At 60.6% G+C, this 19883-nt stretch carries 17 protein-coding genes; all 17 read right to left on the bottom strand.

The window, feature by feature from the left end; all coding sequences use genetic code 11:
* Positions 1-6: 6 nt before the first annotated feature.
* From RHIBUN_RS0108225 to RHIBUN_RS0108145, 17 genes are read right to left on the bottom strand one after another with little or no spacing between them, the layout of a single operon-like run.
* The gene (locus tag RHIBUN_RS0108225) at positions 7-939 is read right to left on the bottom strand and encodes a hypothetical protein (RefSeq protein ID WP_025659196.1); all 933 of its coding nucleotides are present in this window, start codon (positions 937-939) and stop codon (positions 7-9) included.
* Positions 939-1895, bottom strand: coding sequence for a DUF4150 domain-containing protein (locus tag RHIBUN_RS0108220; RefSeq protein ID WP_025659195.1), 957 nt, complete (start codon positions 1893-1895; stop codon positions 939-941). The genes RHIBUN_RS0108225 and RHIBUN_RS0108220 overlap by 1 nt, the downstream gene beginning before the upstream one ends.
* Positions 1896-2918 (bottom strand): 3-oxoacyl-ACP synthase, encoded by a 1023-nt coding sequence (locus RHIBUN_RS0108215; protein ID WP_025659194.1) that lies wholly within the window; start codon positions 2916-2918, stop codon positions 1896-1898.
* On the bottom strand, positions 2915-4015 hold the full coding sequence (locus tag RHIBUN_RS0108210) for a DUF2169 domain-containing protein (RefSeq protein WP_025659193.1): 1101 nt from the start codon (positions 4013-4015) through the stop codon (positions 2915-2917). The genes RHIBUN_RS0108215 and RHIBUN_RS0108210 overlap by 4 nt, the downstream gene beginning before the upstream one ends.
* A complete protein-coding gene (gene tagF, locus RHIBUN_RS0108205) occupies positions 4015-4560 on the bottom strand; it encodes a type VI secretion system-associated protein TagF (protein WP_025659192.1) in 546 nt (181 codons plus the stop codon). The genes RHIBUN_RS0108210 and tagF overlap by 1 nt, the downstream gene beginning before the upstream one ends.
* Complete coding sequence (gene tssM, locus RHIBUN_RS0108200) at positions 4542-8069, bottom strand: type VI secretion system membrane subunit TssM (RefSeq protein WP_025659191.1); 3528 nt, start codon at positions 8067-8069, stop codon at positions 4542-4544. Before tssM ends, tagF begins: the two co-directional genes overlap by 19 nt.
* A 1-nt stretch (position 8070) precedes the next feature.
* Positions 8071-9393: a type IVB secretion system protein IcmH/DotU gene (icmH, locus tag RHIBUN_RS0108195; RefSeq protein ID WP_025659190.1), complete on the bottom strand. Its 1323-nt coding sequence runs from the start codon at positions 9391-9393 to the stop codon at positions 8071-8073.
* 4 nt (positions 9394-9397) lie between these two features.
* Positions 9398-10732 carry a type VI secretion system baseplate subunit TssK gene (tssK, locus tag RHIBUN_RS0108190; RefSeq protein ID WP_025659189.1) on the bottom strand — a complete coding sequence of 445 codons (1335 nt, stop codon included), beginning with the start codon at positions 10730-10732 and terminating at the stop codon, positions 9398-9400.
* Positions 10733-10748: 16 nt separating this feature from the next.
* On the bottom strand, positions 10749-11210 hold the full coding sequence (gene tssJ, locus RHIBUN_RS0108185; protein ID WP_025659188.1) for a type VI secretion system lipoprotein TssJ: 462 nt from the start codon (positions 11208-11210) through the stop codon (positions 10749-10751).
* Positions 11210-12472 (bottom strand): type VI secretion system-associated FHA domain protein TagH, encoded by a 1263-nt coding sequence (gene tagH, locus RHIBUN_RS0108180; RefSeq protein WP_025659187.1) that lies wholly within the window; start codon positions 12470-12472, stop codon positions 11210-11212. The genes tssJ and tagH overlap by 1 nt, the downstream gene beginning before the upstream one ends.
* The gene (tssG, locus tag RHIBUN_RS0108175; RefSeq protein WP_025659293.1) at positions 12469-13533 is read right to left on the bottom strand and encodes a type VI secretion system baseplate subunit TssG; all 1065 of its coding nucleotides are present in this window, start codon (positions 13531-13533) and stop codon (positions 12469-12471) included. Before tssG ends, tagH begins: the two co-directional genes overlap by 4 nt.
* Entirely contained in the window at positions 13497-15371 is a 1875-nt protein-coding gene (tssF, locus tag RHIBUN_RS0108170; protein WP_025659186.1) for a type VI secretion system baseplate subunit TssF, read from the bottom strand. The genes tssG and tssF overlap by 37 nt, the downstream gene beginning before the upstream one ends.
* A gap of 2 nt (positions 15372-15373) precedes the next feature.
* Positions 15374-16135 carry a type VI secretion system baseplate subunit TssE gene (gene tssE / locus RHIBUN_RS0108165; RefSeq protein ID WP_025659185.1) on the bottom strand — a complete coding sequence of 254 codons (762 nt, stop codon included), beginning with the start codon at positions 16133-16135 and terminating at the stop codon, positions 15374-15376.
* Complete coding sequence (gene tssD / locus RHIBUN_RS0108160; RefSeq protein ID WP_025659184.1) at positions 16122-16571, bottom strand: type VI secretion system tube protein TssD; 450 nt, start codon at positions 16569-16571, stop codon at positions 16122-16124. Before tssD ends, tssE begins: the two co-directional genes overlap by 14 nt.
* A 28-nt stretch (positions 16572-16599) precedes the next feature.
* Positions 16600-18108, bottom strand: a complete 1509-nt coding sequence (gene tssC / locus RHIBUN_RS0108155) for a type VI secretion system contractile sheath large subunit (RefSeq protein ID WP_018856377.1) — start codon at positions 18106-18108, stop codon at positions 16600-16602.
* A gap of 3 nt (positions 18109-18111) precedes the next feature.
* Positions 18112-18648 (bottom strand): type VI secretion system contractile sheath small subunit, encoded by a 537-nt coding sequence (tssB, locus tag RHIBUN_RS0108150; RefSeq protein WP_018856378.1) that lies wholly within the window; start codon positions 18646-18648, stop codon positions 18112-18114.
* Positions 18645-19808: a type VI secretion system ImpA family N-terminal domain-containing protein gene (locus RHIBUN_RS0108145; protein WP_025659183.1), complete on the bottom strand. Its 1164-nt coding sequence runs from the start codon at positions 19806-19808 to the stop codon at positions 18645-18647. Before RHIBUN_RS0108145 ends, tssB begins: the two co-directional genes overlap by 4 nt.
* Positions 19809-19883: the final 75 nt, after the last annotated feature.

Raw genomic sequence — 19883 nt, 5'->3', positions numbered from 1 at the left:
CGCTCGTCAAATGAATTCGCGAGTCATGTCGATCCTACGAACAAAAAGGTTACCGTCATAACCAAACTCGATCCCTGACCACGCCTTTCCGTTAAACGTGAAGACTTCTTTCCAGCCCACCGCAACAAGATAGTCGTCGGTCGCATGCATCGCATAGACGAAGCCCAGTGATCTGAACGGCACGAGTTTCATTCCTTTTTGGACGTAAAGGCCGTACTCGTCATCTCCCCAGTACCGATTTCCAGCGAACTCGCATATCGAGCATATCTGTGTACCCGGTCCAGCTATCTCCGTTAATTCCTCATCCGCGTACCGGGCACAGAAGCCATTTTCGCAGCCGAGATATACGCTGCCGTCACGCGCAACCTGCAACGCAGAGATGCTGTGGTTGAATCCGAGAGGAACTGGGCGCCAACGAGTGCCATCGAGGCGCAGCAATGTCCCCTGATCGCCGGCCACGTGAATGAGCTTAAGTGTCGGACCATGCATGGCACGCAGGAAAGCCGAAGTCCGTGTCTCGATCGGCACCCATTGGGTGCCCTGCGCCAGGCAAACAGTTCCTTCGTCTCCATAAAGATAGGCAGTCCTTTGGTCGAGATGCCAGAGCTTGTTCGTGAACGCCTCCGGTCCTTCGCCAGTCGCAATGGTGCCGTTGCGAATGTGATGGGTGGTTCCACCGACCTGCAACGCGATATGTTCCTTCTCGGAGAGGCTGACATGCGAGAGAATGAGATCGTCGATGTCCAGCAGTACTTCTTGGCGAATCTGGTCGTCGAGCGACATCCGCAGCAGGAACGAGCGTCCCGCTTCGTCGTTCTTGTCGCTAAGTTGCACGGATACGGAGAAGAGATTTCTCCCCAGGTGGAAGGCGTTGATCGCCTCGATGTCGATCTCGTCAAGGGGGTAGTCGTCGAGACGCGGCTCTGGATCGTCCGTCATCACCTTCCTACCGTCATTGCATTCAGTTCGGTCTGTGTCTTCTTCGGTCGGACTACGTCCTGAAGATAGTTTATCATTACGAGCCGCAAGCATTCAATCATGTCGTCGGCATCCTTCTGCGGCGCGTTCTTAATCGCGGGTTCGTTCTTCCGTACAGCATCGAGTGACTTTTCCATCGCATTCTTCAGCGATGGCTTCCTGCGTCGCTTCTTTTCCTTTCGGAAGAATGCGGCTTCTTGGTTCGTTTTCAAGTTGTGGGGCGTTCCCTTCTTGCTGCCGTCGCCGCGCTGAAACCCGCCCCCTTTCTTGTGCTTTCGGGAACGCATGCAGATGCATGGGGCGGTCTGGTTGTCGTACTCCTTCCATCGCGTGAAAGACTTGTTCTGCTTGCGACTGCTCTGGAAGCACCCAACGCGAACGAAGTGTTCGGATTCGGACCCCGCAGGGCAGTCGGCCTTCGAATGCTGATGGAGCCGGATCTGATATTTGTTGAGCAGGGTTTCGCAGTCCTGGCCCCCGGCGCTCAATCCGGCCATATGGGGCCATGTAACCGTGTTGGGGCCTGGGGAGGAATGATTGTTGGTGGCGAGATCGGTGAAGCGGATGACCGGCTCCCCGTCAAATTTCACATCATTCGACCAGCTGTTGAAATACTCTTTGCCAGTGTTGTTCGATGTGATGATGCCCTTCTTGGTGGCACAGCCTGCTTCGGTGCCGGACGTTCTCGACAGGTCTGACTTGTTCTTGATATTGACGGTTTGCCCGCCGATTTTAACCGTGCCCGTGCCCTTCTCTGTGTCGCTGGCAAATCCGAAGCTGGGGTAGGGGATGGGCACGCCGGGCGGTGTTGCCGGGTTCTCAGGCGGGGTGAAGCAGGTGTCCGGGAAGACCGCGATGGTTCTGGCGTTCACGGCCCTGCCAGAAATTTCAAGGCCGTTTGCGAAGACGTTGGACATTTAAGCTGCCCTCGTCGCCAGGATAGCAGCGCCGCAGGCGCCAGAATCGCTGGAGGCTTCGATTAAGACCGGATTGCCGGCGGCGTAGCCCTTGCGGGCGGCCATGAAGGCCATGCCGATCATAATGGGCACAGCGGCCGCGCCGACATTGCCGAGGCTTTCTCCGGGCGACCAGATGTCCTGGAAGTCGTGCCGGCCACGCAACAGGCGTAGGCTCGCCAATGCCGATTGTTTGAACCAGTATTGCTCGCCGACAAGATCCGCGATGCGGTAGCCCACCCGGCTCATTTCAATGCCGGCTTCGTGAAGTGCGGCACGGTACGCCGAGGTCATGCCGTCGCCCCGCAGCGGTAGATCCTCCGCATTGTAAATGAAGGCCCGCTCGCGGGTCAGACCGAGCCCGGCCAGACCAAGGGCGCCACTATGTGAACGGGTGCAAAGCACGGCTGCTGCGGCTTCCCCCGGGATAAAGCCATTTGGATTATCCGCAGTCAGCAGGCGTTCGCTGGCGAGATAATAAGAAAGGGTCTCTGCCGTCAGATAGCTGTCGACGCCAGCGATCATCACAAAGGGCGCTGCATCCGCCGCCAGTATGCGGCGGGCCTGTTCCAGGGCGACATGCCCCGACGGACGACCATAGGGTACAATTCTCGAGCGGCCATGCGGCGGACATTCCACGATCTCAGCTATGCGCTGGAGCAAACGGGCACCTTCGGGGGCGGGGCGGCCGTGCCTGTCCTCCTCGGCGAGGCAGAGGATAAGCGCAGTCTGGCCGCGGGCTTCAGGAGCGGCCTCGAAGGCCTCGCAAATGGCACCCCCGGCGAGACGGGCCATACGCGTTTCGCCAAGCCAGTTGCGCGGCAGAGGTACTGGAGCTCCGATCAGCCATTCTCTACCAGGTCCCAGAAAACGCGTTTCTTGAAAGCCGTCCAGGCGCGCTCTCATTGCCGCGCAGGCGGATTGTGTGTCGAGGCCGACGGCCGTTGCCATTCCAACCGAGACGATGTCGATCGGGGCGGTCATGCCTCTTCCTCCTGCGCCGCGGGCGCACTGCTCGCGCGCACGTAGGTGCGACCGGTGGCCCGCGCCCTCAGCATCGATTGGGTCGGCGGTCCGACCCAGCACTCGCTGAAGTCGAGGATCGTTCGGTGGATGCGTTGCGACATGCGCCAGACCAGCGAGAAGCGCCTGTTCTCCGGATCGAACAAGACAGTGTCGGGCGCCAAAGCGCTCTCGAAGACTTTCTCGCGCCCCTTGAACAACGTCATCGGTAGACTGGTCGCTGGAAGCCGGAAACTCTCGCGCCCGGCCGGTGTCAGATTGACCAACACCACGTCCTCCCCGCCCTTCGGATGTTCTATCTGCTGGTCGGGCGGCGACATCTGGAAGTAGCGCTCGTCGAAATCGGGCGGAAGGAACGGGAAGATGTTGTCGATCCAGTTCTGATCATACGTGCCGCCGAATTCAATGCGGCCCGGCCAACCCCGCCCGTATGGGCCAAAGCTCATTGGCCGGTAGTCGCCAAACGGCGAGCGGATTTCCTCGCCTATCGCCTGTGTGTTTGGAAGGGGTAGACCGGGGACCAGATGCTGGTTCTTCGGTCGCGCCCATCCCCTGCCGACGGGGTTGAGCGGATAGCTCGCCGGCAGCTTGTCCTCCGGGTCGAGGCGGTCCGTACCGCCCCACGCAGTGTCGTAGGAGAAAGGTTGCCGCAGGAAGGATTGCGCACTCGTGGCAACGAAGAGTGGGCCGCGGGCGCGCCACTCGCGATGGCCGAGGACATCAAAGACCTTCGACCAGTTGCCGACCTTGATCCCGACACTGACGCGGTCGACTGGACGCCCGCCGGGAGCATAGGCAAATCCGTTGGCGATGACGTCGCAGCGCGGCTTGCGAAAGGCGAAGTCGGTCTCCCAGAGGGTGGCCGAAAAACCGGGTGCACCCGTGTATGTGTCGGCCATCACCAGCGGTGTCTGCACGGATGATTTTTGCACGGGGGCACCTGGCGTCTCGGGAAAGTCGAAGGTTCCCTTGACGACGATGGCGATGTATTCGCGGCCCTCCTTGTCCATCCCCATCGTGAATTCGGTCGGGAAGCCTGTCTGGTTCCAGATCTGCATCAGCTCGCCTCCAGACTTTCGGGGAAGAGGTGGCGAAGCGCTGGTTCAGGTGCACCAGGATCAATCTCGATTGGCTCGCCAGGCTGCGTCCACAATGCCATGCCTCGGACCACATCGCCTGATATCTTGATCGCGGGATAGGGCAGGGTCGCAAGAAGGGCAGCGAGCCCATCGCCGTCCATTGCGCCGTCGCGCGCAGATTTTCCCGCCGCTTCCAGTGCATCGAACCAGTCCGCGGCGAAAACCGCGATTTCGGCCGCCAGGGTCGGCGGCGCGGCCGCGATGGTCAAGGGAAACCGGCGGCCTGCGCGGTCGGAACTTGCCATCACGATGCCGGTCATGGGCCCAAAGGCCTCGGATCCGAGGATAAACCGCAACGCCGGATGAGAGGTCACCGAACCTCGAGAAAATCGATGAACCAGATATCGGCTGATCCAGCGATCCCACGGGCCAACGAAGACTGCCGGCAGACCGCGCGTCACGAAATCCCCCATCGCGGGCAGTTTTCCAAAGAAGCCTGGCAGGATCAAAGCCTCGTCGGGCATGAGAACCTCGCAAACATTTTCAGATCGTAGGGATTGGCCACGCTCGCGGCCCGCAGCTCGAAATCGGCGTAATGGCCCTGAGCGGCAAGCCGCAACTTGTAGAGTTCGGGCAGTTCCGTTCCGCTCAGACGACCGGCACGCAACATTCGCAGGAAAGCCCAGCTTCCGGTTTCGCTGACCATCACTTCCGGTGAGCCGTCGAGCGGTTGGAAGGCAAGGGTAATCACACCGGTCCCGTCCTTGCCTGGCCAGGTCATTGGCTGCGGGCGTGTCGGGTTGTTGAAATAGGTGAGGCTCTGGCCGTCGACGTTTAACGTCACACGGCCGACGGTCGGAGAGAGATCCTTCGGTTCGAGCGTAAAGGTCAGGATCGGTCCGGCGCCGCCAGGAAAGAGGTTGTCGCGGATCAGCCGGGCCTGCTCCAACGCTGCCAAAGACGATGAATCGAGGTGGATGTCCGCTCGCCATTTCCACGGGTGGCGGGTCACGTCAATGTAGTTGATCAGGTGATTGTTGATGAAGCTGTCAATCAGCCCGCCCGGGCCAAAGACGCGTGCAAAGTCGACGACGTTCACATCGATTGCGCTGTCAGCAATGAATGGATAGCGGTTCGCGAGCGCTGCCTGGCAGAAGGGCAACACATCAGCGCGCCAGATGGCGTTGAGTTCCGAGGTCACCGCTTTCGTCGCAATGCCGCTCGTATCGCCAGCGATGCCGGCCAGCCAGTCGTCCAATGGATCAGGCAGGGTTATGGCCTGTTTTGCAACTGCCCCCGTGAGCTCGGCCAAGCCTCCTTGCCGCTTTATGGCATCCTGGGCGTCGGGGCTCGCCGACACTGTCTGCAGCATGTTCGAAAGCGCGGTCATCGCGGCCACGGCATCATTGAGTGCCGGAGGCTGGCCATCGACCTCGGCAATTGCGCCCTTGATGGATTTGAAGTGCTCGGCGACCGGAGCGCCCGAAAGGTCCACTTCGGCTTTGGAGCCGGCGGGCATCAACTTCACGCCCGTCTTGGCAAGCTTGCCGATCTTGCCGAGCTTGGACAGGAGCTTGGAGGTTGCCGCAGGAGGGACTTTACCGCCACCCTCATCTTCGGGACGGGTCAGTTCCGTCTCATGCACGACGGCGTCCAGAAGCCGTTTCATGGCAGAGTCTGCGCTGGAGAGATCCTTGAGATTTTCGCTTGCCGTCTGCAGGTCGGTCAGTGGAGCGAGCCTTACGTCGCGCAGGAAGCTGTCCCACTTGGCAATGTAATCGTCGTAGTAAAGCTTGAGGATGTCCTGCGACAGCGCGGCGACAGAAGGGGTGGCGCTTTCCGAGCAACCGCCGGCAAAAACAGAGCGGTCGAGCGCAGCCTGCGTGGCGACGTCTTCCAGCCGCGCAAGAACCACGTTGTGGAAGCCGTCATAGGTGAAGGTGCCGCTGATGCCTACCCGAAGCGTCTTGTCCGAGCGCCGAGCGAGTACCTTGAGGCCATTCGGGCCGACATGATCTGCCGGGACCCATTCCTTGAGCGCCCTGACTTCCGGGTCGGACAGCAGTGCATTATAGGCACGCACTGGAAGTGGAATTGAACAGATGGCCCGCAAGGCCTCGCTCACCAGCGCCTCATCGGGTTGAATAAGGGCCTGCTCCGCCGCCATGTTGTCGATTGCCGCAAGTTGATGATCGGCGGCCATGTCGGTGCGGAACGGTGGAACCGGTGCGAATTCGGGCAGCCGCTCGGTCCACCATTGCTTGGCAAATTCGGGATCCATCGGCGATAAGCCCGTCATCATGCGATATGTCTTCAGCGCTCCGAGCAGGTATTCGGGGTCGCGGATCTGACGCCACATGGTCGCTTCGAGCAGCGCGACCATGCGTGGTTCCAATATGTTGCGCAGCGAGCGATCGTAGGCGTCGGCCTGCGCCTGTCTGATCTCGGTTGCCGCGGAAGGGCCGATCAACGCAGCCATGCCGCCTGGCGGCTCGGTACGGCCATTTAAGACTTCGGTTGCAGCTTCGAGCGCCACATCCAGATCGAGCGGTTCGAGTGGCGCCTGACGCGCAGCAATCGGAGTGAGCGGAATCTGCAGGGCTTCGAGCTGCTCGGCCTGTGCGGCCAGCGCGGCGCTGTTTTTCCGATAGGAGATCGTAAAGAACAGGCCGGCCACGAGAACCAACGCCGCCGCGGCCACTGCCGCACCGCGCCATATCCATATGCGCCGTTCCTCCGCCGCGGGATCAAACGTACCGAGACCTGCTTCCTTGAAGATCACTTTCGTGAGCAGGTCCTTCAGGAAGAAGCTGCGCGTTTCAACCCGAGGCATTGGGGTGGCGGGCTGTGCGGGCAGGCCGAAAGAAGAAGAAAGTGCTGCTGTCAGCCGGTCGATTGCGGTGCCTTCCTGAGTGGCGGAGGTCAGATAGATACCGCGCAGCCAGGCGCTCTCTGCATAGCGGCTTTCACCGAAAATGGTCTCTACCAGCACGCGAATAGGCTCGGAAAGGCTCTCGACCTGCGCCGGGAAGCGGAAGATCTCCGCACGGGCATTAAGGTTTTCTTCGCTTTCCAGACGGGGAATGAGGCGTCGTTCGAGCACGCCAGCCAATGCTTCGAGTTCCCGCGTGACTTCGCTGCCGTCGATGCGAGCGCCGGGTGAGAAGGTTGCTCCCCAGACCTGCTCGCGTCCCGCCGTCGACAGGCCTGCGAAGAAAGTCTCGAACCCCTTGATGAGATCGGCCTTGGTCAGCATCAGATAAACGGGCAGACGAATTTCCAGCCTCTCCTGCAGTTCGGTGAGCCGTTTGCGGATCTGGCGGCCATGTGCCCGAATGGCCGCGTCACCTTCCGCCAGCGTGTCAATTGCCAGTGCCACGATGACGCCGTTCAGGGCTCGGCGGCCCCGGTGCTTTTTCAGAAGATCGAGGAAGCCAAGCCATTCGGCTGCATCGACGTCGGGCTGGCTTTCCTGTTGAACGTAGCGGCCTGCAGTGTCGATCAGCACAGCCTCTTCAGTAAAGAACCAGTCGCAGTTGCGCGTCCCACCGACCCCATGCAAATCATCCGACAGATCAATGGGAAAACTCAGTCCAGACTGCCGCAGTGCGGTTGTCTTGCCGGTTGCCGGGGGCCCGATGATGACGTACCACGGCATCTCCCGTAGAAGTTTTCGGCCGCCGACTTTCTGGCGTTTCAGCTCCGTCATCACCTCTCGGAACTTTGCGCCGACAGAGGCGACCCCTTCTTCCGCCGGGCTTGGCGGCGCTTCCGGTGGAGGGACGATCTCGGAAACGAAAATGCGATTGGCCTTGATCGCCCGGCGTTGCGCCGCGATCCACCAGATGAGAAAGAGGACGACAAGAAGGCCGATGACAACCAGTCGTACCGTCTCAGAAGCCAATGGCGCGCTTTCTGCGACACTGATGATTGGGCCGAAGATCCAGATGATCAGGGACAGCAGCACGAGCCCGATGAAGGTCCAGAGCCAGCGCGAGGTGAGGATTGCCCAGAAGAATCGGAAGACCGCCATCTCAGAGCCCCTTTTCGATCAGGAGCTCGATGCGGCGGTTGGCAGCCCGGCCTTCGCGACTGTCGTTTCCGGCCAGAGGCTGCGTTGCTGCACGTCCTTCCGACCTCAGGCGATCCGGCGGCAGGCCGCTGGCACGCAACAAGGCGGCAATCGTTGCAGCGCGCGCCTCCGAGAGGCGCTGATTGTTGGACAGGGGATTGGTGGCCTGGAGCGGAACATTGTCGGTGTGTCCGACGATCGTGACACTTCTGATCAGCTCGGCGTTGTCCTTGAGCACAGCCGCAATCGATGCGACGAGGGGTTCGAAGCTTTTTGTCAATTCGGCCCGGGCAGAAGGGAAGAGCTCCGGAGTGCTCGACTGAAGCAGGAGTGTGACCCGAGAGGCGTTTTCATTGCCTTTCAAAGCCGGAAGAAGCGCAGGAGGCGCGGCGGCACGGAACTCTGGTAAAAGCGCAAGGACGACGGGTTCGACTGGCGGCGCGCCCGGCGGCGGTGTGCGTTTCTCCGGGCGATAAATTTCGGCGCGCTCCGGCGGTGGTAGCGCCCGAACGAGCGTCGCAAGCTCTTCCGCCTTGGAGCCCAACCGCGTCGATAACAGCACGTAGATCGCAGTCGCGAGTGCGACCGCCACGACAGCGAGCACCCAGATCGGAATGGCAAAGCCGGAAGGCTCGTCTTTCGCCGTAACGCCCTCCCACCTCGGCGAAAGCGGCGCACCCTCGGCATCCACGTCCCGCAAGAAGCGCGCGGCTGCAGCGCGAACGGCGTTAATGGAGCGATCGCCGGCACGCCCCGGCACCCGATATTTGCCGCGGAACCCAAGCGCCAGGCACATATACTGCAGCTCCAGCAATTCACGATCGCGACCGGGATGGCGTTCCAGCTCCTCCAGCCTGGCGAAGAACTGCTCCCCGGCATCCACATCGCCGCGTAGCATGACGACCAGCGGCTGGCGCGGCCATGCGCTGGATCCACCCCAAGGCGTGTTCAGTGCCAGATCGTCAAGCAGTGCGGCGACAGCCCAGGCGGCCGCATCAGCGCGGGCCAGGCTTTCGCCAGACGCCACGGCCGCATCGCGTGCCGAAACGAGTTCCTCCATCAGCCTGGTTCGCAATGCTTCCGGATTGCCGGGTGGCAATGCATTCTCGAGTTCGGGGGCAAATTCGAACAACCTGGCGAAGGCATTGACCAATGGATTAGGATGGGATCGGGCGCGTCGAGCCAGTGTGCCGGTGGCAATGACCGGCATTGCGCCCGGGGGGACGGGGCGGATACGCGTACGACCCTGATCTTCCGATAGGCCGAATGGATCCTCACTTGACATGGTACTACCTGTTTACCGAGTAGCAGTCGATCTGTGGTTCGTTTGGCAAAACACCGGAGACTCCAATCACAAAACCGGGCGAGCGTAGAAGCGACTCCCAGTGCTCGCTGCGTTGATCGAGTTCGAGGCAGAGGCGATCTCCGTCGTAGGGAATTTCGCGGGGCTGAGAGTGAAGAGGTTTTAGGCCGATACCGGGCAGTCGAGACTTCCACAGCGCCTCGAATTCGTCCGCAGCACCCACAGTAACCTGGTTGACGAAGATTTTGCGCAGCGCTTCGTCGGACATGTCGCATCCGACCCGCACGACAATGCGGCTGGCCGTCAGAAGTTCGGGATTGTCGATGCGGACCTTCCAGACATTGGTGGCGTGTTTCAAAACAGGCAGCGCCCGCGACTTCGGCTCGACATAGCGCAGGCTCAGGATCAGTGAGCGCAATGTGTCGGCGAGTGCAGCAAAAGCTGGTCCAGGCGCCATGTGCTCATAAATGGGAAGCTCGCTCAGTCGCCGGGAACCTGACCCGTAGGTCGCCATCCGGCCAGCCAGTCCGCTGAGCTCCAGAAAGAGCTCGGCGGGATGAAAAACCTCCTGAGGAAGCATATGCGCCAACCGGGCGCGGGCGCTGTTGGCAAGATCGAGCACCAGCAGATTTTCTACGCTGCGGCCGGGGCCGCCGAGCACCATCTTGCCATGGGCTTCGGCTATGCGGTCAAGCCCAGTGATGACTTCCTGGAGGAGTTGGCCATAGAACAGCACGGTCCCGGTTGCGAGTGCGGGCGGCAGGAAGTTTTCGGAGATCGCCACCCTGCCATCGGACAGGAGCCCGGTAACGTTGGTCACCGGCATTGCGGTGTAGCCACCGGTCGCCTGCGCCGGGGAAAGGAGCAGGGCTTGCGGACGGGCGATCTCGATCTCTTCGGGATCAGCGCCGCCATGCACGGCATCGCGAACCCACTCGATCCTTCCTCTATACCTCGCACCGGTGGGATCTCGGTGGGCAGGATCGAAGCTGGCACCTCCCGGAGGTTCGAGCGGCAGGGCGAGCTGAACAGCGCCGGCGCCCATGTCGTTCGTGATTGTCAATGGGGTCGGGGCGTCCATCGTTTCGGGTATTGCGAACGGAGTGCCATCCGGGAAAATGCCACGGGCCGACGTCACCGCTATCCGTCCGGTTTCCAACTGCGCGGCATCCAGCATCAGGGACTTGAAGCCGAAGGTCTGCAACCGTCCAGCCTGCAGCGAGCCGCGCATCAGTGCTTCTGTATAGCGGTCCTGCTGCTGGAAATGCTGCGTTCGCAGAAAGAGCCCCTCGGACCAAAGAACCTTGTTGGTATCGGTCATGCTAAACGCCCTCCATTCAGGCGAGCGCGAGCGTCATACCGCCGCGGCTGAGTACGACATTCGCCGTCACCGTCGATTCCGGCCTGATCGGAACACTCCTTCGCCACGTACGGCTGCCGGGTTCCCGGAACAGCGCGACAATCCCGAGGAAAGTGGCCTCCGGCGGGAACGCCACCGTCTTTGAGGCGGTTGCACCGGGAGCGACCGTCAATTGCTCGGATCCGACGAGGTCTGCGCCGAGCGCACCGGACGGATCTGACTGAAGGGCAAAAATGTCAGCCGAGTTGAATTTCCCGACATCCTTCAGCCGGAGAACGAGGAGGGTTACGGGACGCTCCCCGCCACCGGCGGCAGCATTCATTCCGGCCTGTCCCGTCGCCCTGACGATTACGGTCGAGGATTTGGGTGGACCGCCCATGCAAGCGGAAAGCAGGCCTGTCGCGCCGGTCACAATGAGAAAACCGCGTCGGTTAAGCATCAATTGTCCTCCCTCTCTTCATAGCCATCCCGAAAGTCGCTCCCGATTTCGCCGAGGAAGCGCGTCGACGCGCTCTTGGCGATTTCGCGATAGCGGTTCTCATAGAGCTCCCAGAGTTTCGCCCGCCGTCCACCGGCAAACAGGGCATCCAACGCTGAGTGCGACTTCAGTTCGCTTTCGAGCGCCGCCGGGTCGAAGCGATCTATCATCCTGGCAAGCGCTGCTTGGACGCCACGCCACGTTCGCACATGGTGGTGGGCGAGATCGCGGATGGAATTGCCGATGGCGGCCTGCGGAGAAAGAAAGCCCGCGTTGCGCTGAGCCAGGAAGGTTGCGATTACATCATCCACCGTGGGAAGGAATTTGAGAGGATTGACCTCGGATGCGCCAACCACAGTCTGGGCGATTCTTGCTTCGCCCTTTTCTTCGGCTCGTTTGCGCAAGAGGTGCATCAGTCCTTCCAGCATCAGCCGGTATTCGCGACCGAAATTCTCCATCTGGGCAACCGGATCGGATGTGGCAAACTCTTCAGCGCCAAGCCCCAGTCCGCGCAGAAAGGCTTCGCGCAAGACGGTTTCGGATTGTCCGGTCTCTTTCGTCGTCAGCGTCGCCTGCGGTACAGGGGAAAAACGAGGTTCGGGCGGGGGCTCGGAGACGGGCTGCGGTGGCGTGCTTGGCAAGGAAAAATCCCAGGCGGGTTTGCCCTGGTCTGACGCGGGCAGAGGATCGAGGCTGAAGGGATCGTCGAATATCGGGGCCCTCTTTGCTGTCGCGCCCCTGTCCGACGCGACAAACGCACCCGGGGCTGGTTGTTCGAACGGGTCCGGTAGTCCAACCGGCCGCGGGGTAGGAACTGTCGGCTCCTTGCGCTCGGCGAAGAAGTCGTCCCGCTCGAGCCCACCCTGTGGCTGAGGATCCGTCTGTTCGGAAGCTCGCTCCGACGGTGTCGCCTGGAACTCAACCCGGACGACGTAATTTCCAAGTTGCAGGCGCGCTCCGTCATGCAGCGGGGCGGAATTCCCCAGTCCAAGCGGCGTGCGCGAGCCGTCAATGAAAAGCCCACCGCTGGAGGTGTCAGTCACCACATACCGGCCGCGAACGAAACCGATGGTGCAATGAGCGCGTGAGATATACATGTCGGGGTCGTCGATCCGCCAGCCAGCGTCTGCGCTGCGGCCGATGACGAGCTCGCCATCAACAAGCCGCATCTGGCGAACAGCCTGCGGTCGGGGTGAGTGTTCAAGGGTGAGGATCAGGCTCATGCCGCGGCCTCCGGCATTTTTGGCCGCCAGCCAATGATGGTGCGCATGCACAAGTCATCCGCGTCACCGCGGTCGTTCGGTCGAGCAAGCCATGCGATGTGTCCGATCCGCATGGCTCCGATCCTGGCCGCGGGAACGTCGTCCCTCTTGAGCACCAGCCTTACATCGACGTCGAGCCCGTCTCCCACCAGATCGCGGACAGCGGATTGCAAGGTTTCGCGCCGTTCACCGCCCGGCAGAAAAGCGACATAGTCGGCAAACGTCAGCGGGCCGATCGAGAGCTCTATCCTCTGCTGTCGCTGGAACGACCTCGGTCCAATCGTGGCGCTTCGTCCGAGTTGCCCATGCCCGCCGCCAATCCGTGACTGAAGCTCTGGCGGTATTGACGTCCAGGAGCCGACAAATTCGCGAAGCCGAACCGGCACTTTCATTAGGTCGGCGAGAAACAGCGTAAGTCTCTCTGGTCCATCCACCTGATGGGCGAGGGCCGATGCGTGGGAGATCTTGGTGGCGTCGATTTCCGAGGGCTCACCAGGCCCCGTTCCGCACAAGCCGAGACCCGCCAGGGCTGCCGACATCGCGCGAATGCGGCCGCCGTCGTTGCGTGTGACCTGAACCGGCGGATGAGCGTCGGCCCAGGCCCGATAAAAGAGTGCGATCATGCGGTGCTGAAGAATGTTCACGAAATCGACGAATGTTGTATCGGAGACCTCCCGCATGTCCGCCCTTGCGAACCACCGCTGCGAAAGTCGGTCCAGCACCCATCGCGTCAGATGGAGGGGCATCGGGCCTTCTGGCCCCAGCAAGCCGATATTTGCCACCGTGACACGGGCCGGCGCGCTTTCCGTGGCCGGCTCGACCTTTGCGACATCCTGCACGGCAAAACCAAGCCGCACGTGCTGTCCGAGCCGGGCCGGCTCCCGGTCCGGTCGCCCGGCCTGGCCAAAGCGCTGTCCGTCGTCTTCGAGGTGTCGCAGGAGCTCGAAGAAGTCGAATGCCTCAAGGGATGGAGTGGCTTCCTTCGTCAGATCAGGAAGCGGTTGCCCGGCGCTATCGGCCATAGCACATCCTCCTGTTTCTGTATGATGCGCGTGCGGGTGCGCACGAATGCGTTGATTGCCGAATAGCGCGCAAAAAGCTTCGACAGCAGCGCTGGAAGCAACAAGGTGCTGTGCCCGGCAAGCACAGATTGATCGATGTGAAGCGTAACCTCAGTGCCGCGCGCAAAGCACATCGGCCCGGCAATTGCCAGGCGCTCGATCACGGGCCGGGCCTCGACGCGGGCGATCGCGCGAACGTGCCTGCTCAGGCTTGGATCCCCGCGGTGCGCGTAAAGTTCAAGCAGCGCATGAAGCGGGTCCACGCCGCGACCTTCTTCTGCCAGGCTGAGAAAGTTCAGCGAAAGTTGCGCGATGAGCCGCCAGGCGAGTTCATCGGCCCTCGAGCCTTCCACCGCTCCAGCCGGAAGCGTCGCTGGAATCGAAGGCCACGGCGGCCGCAGCGCCCCGAGGAGCTGAACGGTCTCGACCGGGTCGCCGCTTTCGAGCGAGAGGGACGGTGTGTCGTCCAGGATAGGCAGATCGCGATTGGTACAAAGCGCCGTAACCTCAATCCGCTTCAGTTGCCGGGCCGCTGTTGACTTGGCAGGGCGCGAAAGCGTTAGGAAGACATCGTCGCCGGTATAGGATGTCCGAGTTTGTCCTTGGCGCAATTCGTCCTCGCCCGGTCGCCGCGGACGGCGCTCGGCGAAATAGACCCAGCCGTTTCCACGGTTCTGGCCCAAGCTAAAGAGTGCCGGTATCTCGGCATCAGGGCCTTCGGCGTCGGCGTCTTCGACGCCGATTGTGCGATAGATTTCGAAGTCTCGTGGGCGCGTGCGATCAGCGTGAAGTACTTGCCGGGTCCGGCGTGTATCGAGTTCAATGACGTTGCAGCTGCGCTCGAACAGATTGATGATTGGCGTTACGAAGAGTTCGAAATCCCTTGTCGTGATATTCGCAAGCTCTGGAACGGGACGCCGTAACAGAAAGACCAATTCCAAGCCGCTCCCGCAGCGCCGAACGACCGGTTTCAGGCTTCTCACGCGCACATAGTGAAATCTTTCCGGCGCCATGAAGTATTCGCGCAAAAGCCTGTAGCCTTCGAATGTTTGGCGCGTGCGCGGCATAAGTGCTTCGTCGTCGCAAATCCCGACCATCTCTGGATCCGGAAGTGCGCTCAGAATGTTATCGCGCCCTTCAGGGCGGGCTCCGACGGCCGCGCAAGCGCCAAAGAGCGTATCGAAAAGCAGGGGCGCCTTGCTCTTGTCGCCAAAATGCAGATCCAGACAGTCGAGCGACAACTCGCTGAGCTTGCCTTTGCCGGTTCGATTGACGATGACGCTCAGCGCCGCCGAACCGCTTGCCCCTTCAATTGGGGCTATCCCGGCCGCTGCAAGCGCGCTTCGATCCTGAATATAGGAGACCGAGCTTATCGCGAGCGGCCAAAGGGTAACGTCCTGGGCCGTCGTATAAATGCACCGGGTGGGTACTCCAGGGCGGACGCTCGAGACCAGTCGGGTTCCTCGCTTTACCAGGTGCCCTGCGAGCATCGTCTGGACCTGTTGGCCCGGCTTCAGCAAAGCCATGGCGGTTGCGGGGGCAGGCGCGATCAGGTCCGGATAGAAATTTTCGAGCACGCTTCGTGCGAAACGCGAGCTCTCGGCATCGACCTTCTGGCGAGTGCGCGCAGCAAGATAGGCCACACCGTCAAGAAGGCGTTCGACGAAGGGGTCGGGACACGGGATCGTGTCCAGGGAGAGGTTGCGCGCGATCGAGGGGTGCATTCCCGCGAACTCGGAGGCGAGTGCCCGAATGTGGGTGAGTTCTTCCTCGTAATACTCCAGGAAGACCCGGTCCATGGTCAGGTGTCCTTCAGCTCAGTCCGCGCCGAACCGTTATCGAGGTTGAGTATTGTGCGCAGCAGCAGCCGCTCTGGTGCGGGGGAGGTAAGCAGCAGCGCGTCGATGTCGATCCTGAGACCGGCTGCCCTGTCGCCAAGACTGACGGTGACTTTCGTCGCACTCTCCTTGAGTCGGGGTTCAAATGCAGCGAGCACGCTTCGGATCTCTTTGGCCAGTTCATCGCGGTCGAAGTCACGCGAGGAACGGCCGGAAAAAGGCGGGACGCCATAATTGATCACGCTGCGGCGCACCTCCGGGAAGTCCTCGAGCGATGGAGGGTCGTCTCCTGCCTGATCGGCTTCGAAGTCGGTCAAGAGTGGCGAGGATTCGAAGCGTTGCGCATTGAAAAGCGCCTCTATGTCGCGTCGCACTGCTTCGCGCAGCACATTGATCGAGACGACGACGCCACGGCTTTCCAGTTCCGCCTGCCGTCGCTCCAGAGAGAGCAGACGGTGGATGTTTTTCTTCTGCTCGGAACTGATATCCGTGGCAGCGTCGATCTGATGGAGGCCTCCCGCAATCAGCGCGTTGAGACGTTCCTCGTCCATTTCGTTCTGGATCGCCTGCCGGAGTTGATGGATTTCCGAACTGAGCCCCGGCAGGTCGTTCACAAGGCGATCCCACAGGGAGGGCTGGATGGCTTCGCGAGTTGCCCGCGGGTGACCTCCGGGCGGTCTTGCCTCCCGTCCCAATCCTTTTTGCCAGCTGTCACTTGCCGACATAGACATCCATTTCGACCTCGTCCTTGTCGTCATAGTTGAACGTGATGTTCTTGTAGGCGAAACCGATCCGCTCTTCGAGCACGTCTGGCTCATCGGCACTTGGCTTCATGTGGTAGTTGGTCACCGAAGCTTCCTTCAGCGTGATGACCAGGTAGTCGCTCGTTTCGCCTTCGATCGTTCTGCGCGCCGAAAACTTCACCTCGTCCAGAGGCGTGTTGTCGAAGAGAGCCTTCTTCAGATAGGGCGAGGACTTGTCGTAATGCTTGATGAAGTTGACCATTCCCAAGCTGACGCGGCCTCTGCGCGACAATGAATTGGGGTCGAAGGGAGCCACCATCTCAAACTCCACTCCGTAGACCTCGATTTCTTCCTCGTGGCCATCGCGAACGCTGGGTCCGGTGATATCAGGTACTTTGAGAAATCCGTCAATTTTCATGAATAACCTCCCATCAGCTATCTGTTGCTCATGACTTCATGGACGGCAGCTCCGAAACCAGCCGGAGCGAAGCGTTGATACCTTCCAACTGGTAGTGGGGCCGCAGATAGAACCGGGCATTGTACCAGCCGGGACGGCCCTCAACACTGTCAACCTGGACCTCGGCAGCAGCAAGGGGACGTTTTGCGCGGGCCTTTTCGTCGGCAAAGACAGGGTTGGCGAGAACGTAGCGGTTGATCCACTCCGTCAGCCAGATCTGCATGTCGGCACGTTCCTTGAACGAGCCGATCTTGTCCCGGGCGATCGCCTTCAGGTAATGGGCGAACCGCGAAACCGGGAACAGGTAAGGCAGGTTTGCACTCAATCTCTCGTTGGCCTGAGCGTCCGGGTCGACCAGCCGGCCGGCCCTCGTTTCGTCGTCCTGCAGTGAATGGGCGCCTATGAAGGCGGCAATATCGGTGTTCTTGCGATGGAGGATCGGCATCAGCCCCAGCTTGGCGAGCTCGGCCTCTCGCCGATCGTCAATGGCGACCTCGGTCGGGCATTTCATCGCCACCGTGCCGTCGTCGGTCGGGAAATTGTGGACAGGCAGATTGATCACTGCCCCGCCGTTCTCGACACCACGGATCTGCGTGCCCCAGCCGAACAGCTTGTGGCTGCGGTTGATGTTGACGCCCATCGGAAAGGCCGCGTTCATCCAGACATACTTATGATGATCGCCCTGGACTTCTTCCTCAAATGCAAAGCCCTTCACCGGAACGGTTTCTGCTCCATAAGGCAGCCTTGCAAGCACGCGCGGCATCGTCAGGCCTATGTAACGGGCATCCTCACTCTCGCGCAGCGACTGCCATGAGGCATAGGCCGGCGACGAGACGATCTGTTGGAGGTCTTGCGGGTTCGGCAATTCCTGCCAGCTTTCCATGCGGAAGAGACGAGGGGCGGCTGCTGCTATGAACGGTGTGTGCGCCGAGGCGCAGATGCCGGACATGTTGCGAAGCAGACCGACATCCTTCGGGTGGTTCGAGAATTCATAGGCGCCGATCAGGCAGCCGAACGGATTACCCCCAAGCATCGAGTATTCGTCGGTGTAGACTTTTTTGAATATGGGACTTTGATCCCACATCTGACCTTCGTAATCCTCAAGCGTATCAGCCAGCTGCTCCTTCGAAATGTTCATGACGCGGATCTTCAGCTTCTGATCCGTCTCGGTATTGTTGACGAGGTACCACAGCCCGCGCCATGTCCCTTCCATCTGGAGCACTTCAGGCGCATGCAGAATTTCGTTGGTCTGCTCGGTCAGCAGCTTGTCGATGCCACCAATCAAGGACTTGATCGATTTGATCGCGTTCGATGAGATGACGGTCGATTCCGCGCGGGCGCGGGCAGCAAGCGCCAGGTTCCTGACCAAGGTTTGAAGCTTGTCGCTGTCATCCTTCTTGACCTTGAAGTCCTTCTCCAGAAGACCGCTGAATTCCTGAAGGTCGACTCCCTCGGCTTCCGCGACACCAGCGGTAGCGGCTTTTTCCTGTTCGGCCATGGCTCAGACCTCCGACTTGCTGCTATCGTCGAGCGCCTGGTCGGCGATCTTTGCTAGCAGGGGCTCATTGTTCAAAAGTTGCGCGATGCGTTTTTCAGCGTCGACGCGTCCATCCATGAAGCCGAGCAATTCTTCGAGTTGGCGGCGCATTCTCAAGAGTTCTGCAAGCTGCGGGACTTGTTCGGCCACACGATCGGGCGCGAAATCAGCCATGCTGGTAAAGGTCAGGTCGATTGCAAGCTCTTCATCGCGCTCTTCACCCTCGGGTTGGGGAAGGGTGTTCTTCACGCGAGCTTTCACACGTGGACTGAGCGCTTCCATGAAGCGGCCAAACCTGTTTGCGTCCGTTTCGACAAAGGCGCGGTCCCGGACGGACTTGCTGGCCTCCGGTGTCTGGGAGGCGCCTGCGAGATCGGCCATCACGCCCATTACAAACGGCAATTCAATGGTTGTCGGGCTGCCGTAGGTTTCGACTTCGTAAGCTATCTGGACGCGAGGCGCCCGGTTTCTTTCAATTACCTTGGCCTTAGTTTCGCTCATTGATGGTCACCTTTCGTCCCAGGGACAGGTTTCTTGCTTTCCGGCACCCCGGCCAGAAGCCGGAATTCCTTCAAACCGGAGGGCGCCAGGTCCTCCATGAGTTCCAGAAAATCCATCGGCACCATGCGTTTGATCCTGCGCGCCAGATGAGGGATGGGGCTCGACGGTTCAGTACGGTCGTAAAAGGCGATGATCAGGTCGATGCACTTTGTGACATCCTCGCGCGATGTAAGCCGTGACGGAAAGACTGCCGGTGCTCCGATGTAAGTCGGAGCGGCGGGGGCGGTGGCTATTGCGGGCGCACCCTCACGGTCGAGGCCTTCATCGTTTGCGGTTTCCTGCCTGGGGCTCGGCTTTACTCGTTCAAGCGTGGAAACCGCTCGCTGCAGGAACCGGCTCAAATCCGGCAATGTGACACGTACATCCTCCCCGATTTGCCGATTGAGCGATGTTTCAAGCGCCTCCATTGCAGCCGCCGCAGCCTTTGCGCTCTCGAAAAGCGCAATCGCCTCGTCGGGGGTTTGTTCTGCAAAGGCAGCGCAACCGATCCTTACACGGTTCAGCAACTGGTCATGGGCGCTTACAAGCGACGCCTTCTCGGCCTCGCTCAGTCCGGGTGCGGCCTCGCTGAGAACGGTTCGGGTGTCGATCGCCCCGCGATCCAGATCGCGCCCTGTGACAGGGCCGACGCCCCGCGGCGTAAAAAAGGTCATCTTGCGAAGATCGCCGAGCAAGCCATCCTTGTCGTTCTGAAGCTGTAGAAGAGCGTTGATCCGACGTAGGGCGGCGTCGCGGAGTGGCAAGCCCTCGCGAAGTTCCGGATGCATCGTTTTCCAATGCATGTCGAAGGTTCCAGTGATCAGGTTCAGCCCGTCAGCGAGCCCGGCAAGACCCTGTTCGTTGGCAAGCGCGCGCGTCACGATCACCAGGAGCCTCAGATCCCGTCCATGGGGGCGCAACTCTTCAGATTTTCGAAGGACTGTCGACCAGTCGACCGGGACCTCGGTCCGTGAAACGGGGTTATTGCGCTCGTCACGGCTAATTTCTATCTGCGGTTGCACGAGGCGCTCGAGCTCGTGAAACCGTCCGTCATTCCGCAAGCTTTCACCTGACGGGTTCACACCGTCCAGCGGACTTAACCAGAGAGCAGAGTCGAACAACCGAACCCCCGTTAACCGACTAGTATTCCCTTGCAATTTGCTTTTTACCACAACTTCCCGGTCTATACTAATGCC

Origin of the sequence: Rhizobium sp. IBUN, from assembly GCF_000510625.1 — a bacterium.
Classification (GTDB): Bacteria; Pseudomonadota; Alphaproteobacteria; order Rhizobiales; family Rhizobiaceae; genus Rhizobium; species Rhizobium altiplani.
This window is presented reverse-complemented; position numbering and strand designations above follow the sequence as displayed.

Coding starts and splice junctions, on each gene's coding strand:
- tagH (WP_025659187.1), bottom strand. CDS start 12,472: ATGAGCCTGATCCTCACCCTTGAACACTCACCCCGACCGCAGGCTGTT.
- RHIBUN_RS0108220 (WP_025659195.1), bottom strand. CDS start 1,895: ATGTCCAACGTCTTCGCAAACGGCCTTGAAATTTCTGGCAGGGCCGTG.
- tssB (WP_018856378.1), bottom strand. CDS start 18,648: ATGAGCGAAACTAAGGCCAAGGTAATTGAAAGAAACCGGGCGCCTCGC.
- tagF (WP_025659192.1), bottom strand. CDS start 4,560: ATGCCCGACGAGGCTTTGATCCTGCCAGGCTTCTTTGGAAAACTGCCC.
- tssG (WP_025659293.1), bottom strand. CDS start 13,533: ATGGCCGATAGCGCCGGGCAACCGCTTCCTGATCTGACGAAGGAAGCC.
- RHIBUN_RS0108225 (WP_025659196.1), bottom strand. CDS start 939: ATGACGGACGATCCAGAGCCGCGTCTCGACGACTACCCCCTTGACGAG.
- RHIBUN_RS0108210 (WP_025659193.1), bottom strand. CDS start 4,015: ATGCAGATCTGGAACCAGACAGGCTTCCCGACCGAATTCACGATGGGG.
- tssD (WP_025659184.1), bottom strand. CDS start 16,571: ATGAAAATTGACGGATTTCTCAAAGTACCTGATATCACCGGACCCAGC.
- tssC (WP_018856377.1), bottom strand. CDS start 18,108: ATGGCCGAACAGGAAAAAGCCGCTACCGCTGGTGTCGCGGAAGCCGAG.
- tssK (WP_025659189.1), bottom strand. CDS start 10,732: ATGACCGATACCAACAAGGTTCTTTGGTCCGAGGGGCTCTTTCTGCGA.
- tssM (WP_025659191.1), bottom strand. CDS start 8,069: ATGGCGGTCTTCCGATTCTTCTGGGCAATCCTCACCTCGCGCTGGCTC.
- RHIBUN_RS0108215 (WP_025659194.1), bottom strand. CDS start 2,918: ATGACCGCCCCGATCGACATCGTCTCGGTTGGAATGGCAACGGCCGTC.
- tssE (WP_025659185.1), bottom strand. CDS start 16,135: ATGTCGGCAAGTGACAGCTGGCAAAAAGGATTGGGACGGGAGGCAAGA.
- tssJ (WP_025659188.1), bottom strand. CDS start 11,210: ATGCTTAACCGACGCGGTTTTCTCATTGTGACCGGCGCGACAGGCCTG.
- tssF (WP_025659186.1), bottom strand. CDS start 15,371: ATGGACCGGGTCTTCCTGGAGTATTACGAGGAAGAACTCACCCACATT.
- icmH (WP_025659190.1), bottom strand. CDS start 9,393: ATGTCAAGTGAGGATCCATTCGGCCTATCGGAAGATCAGGGTCGTACG.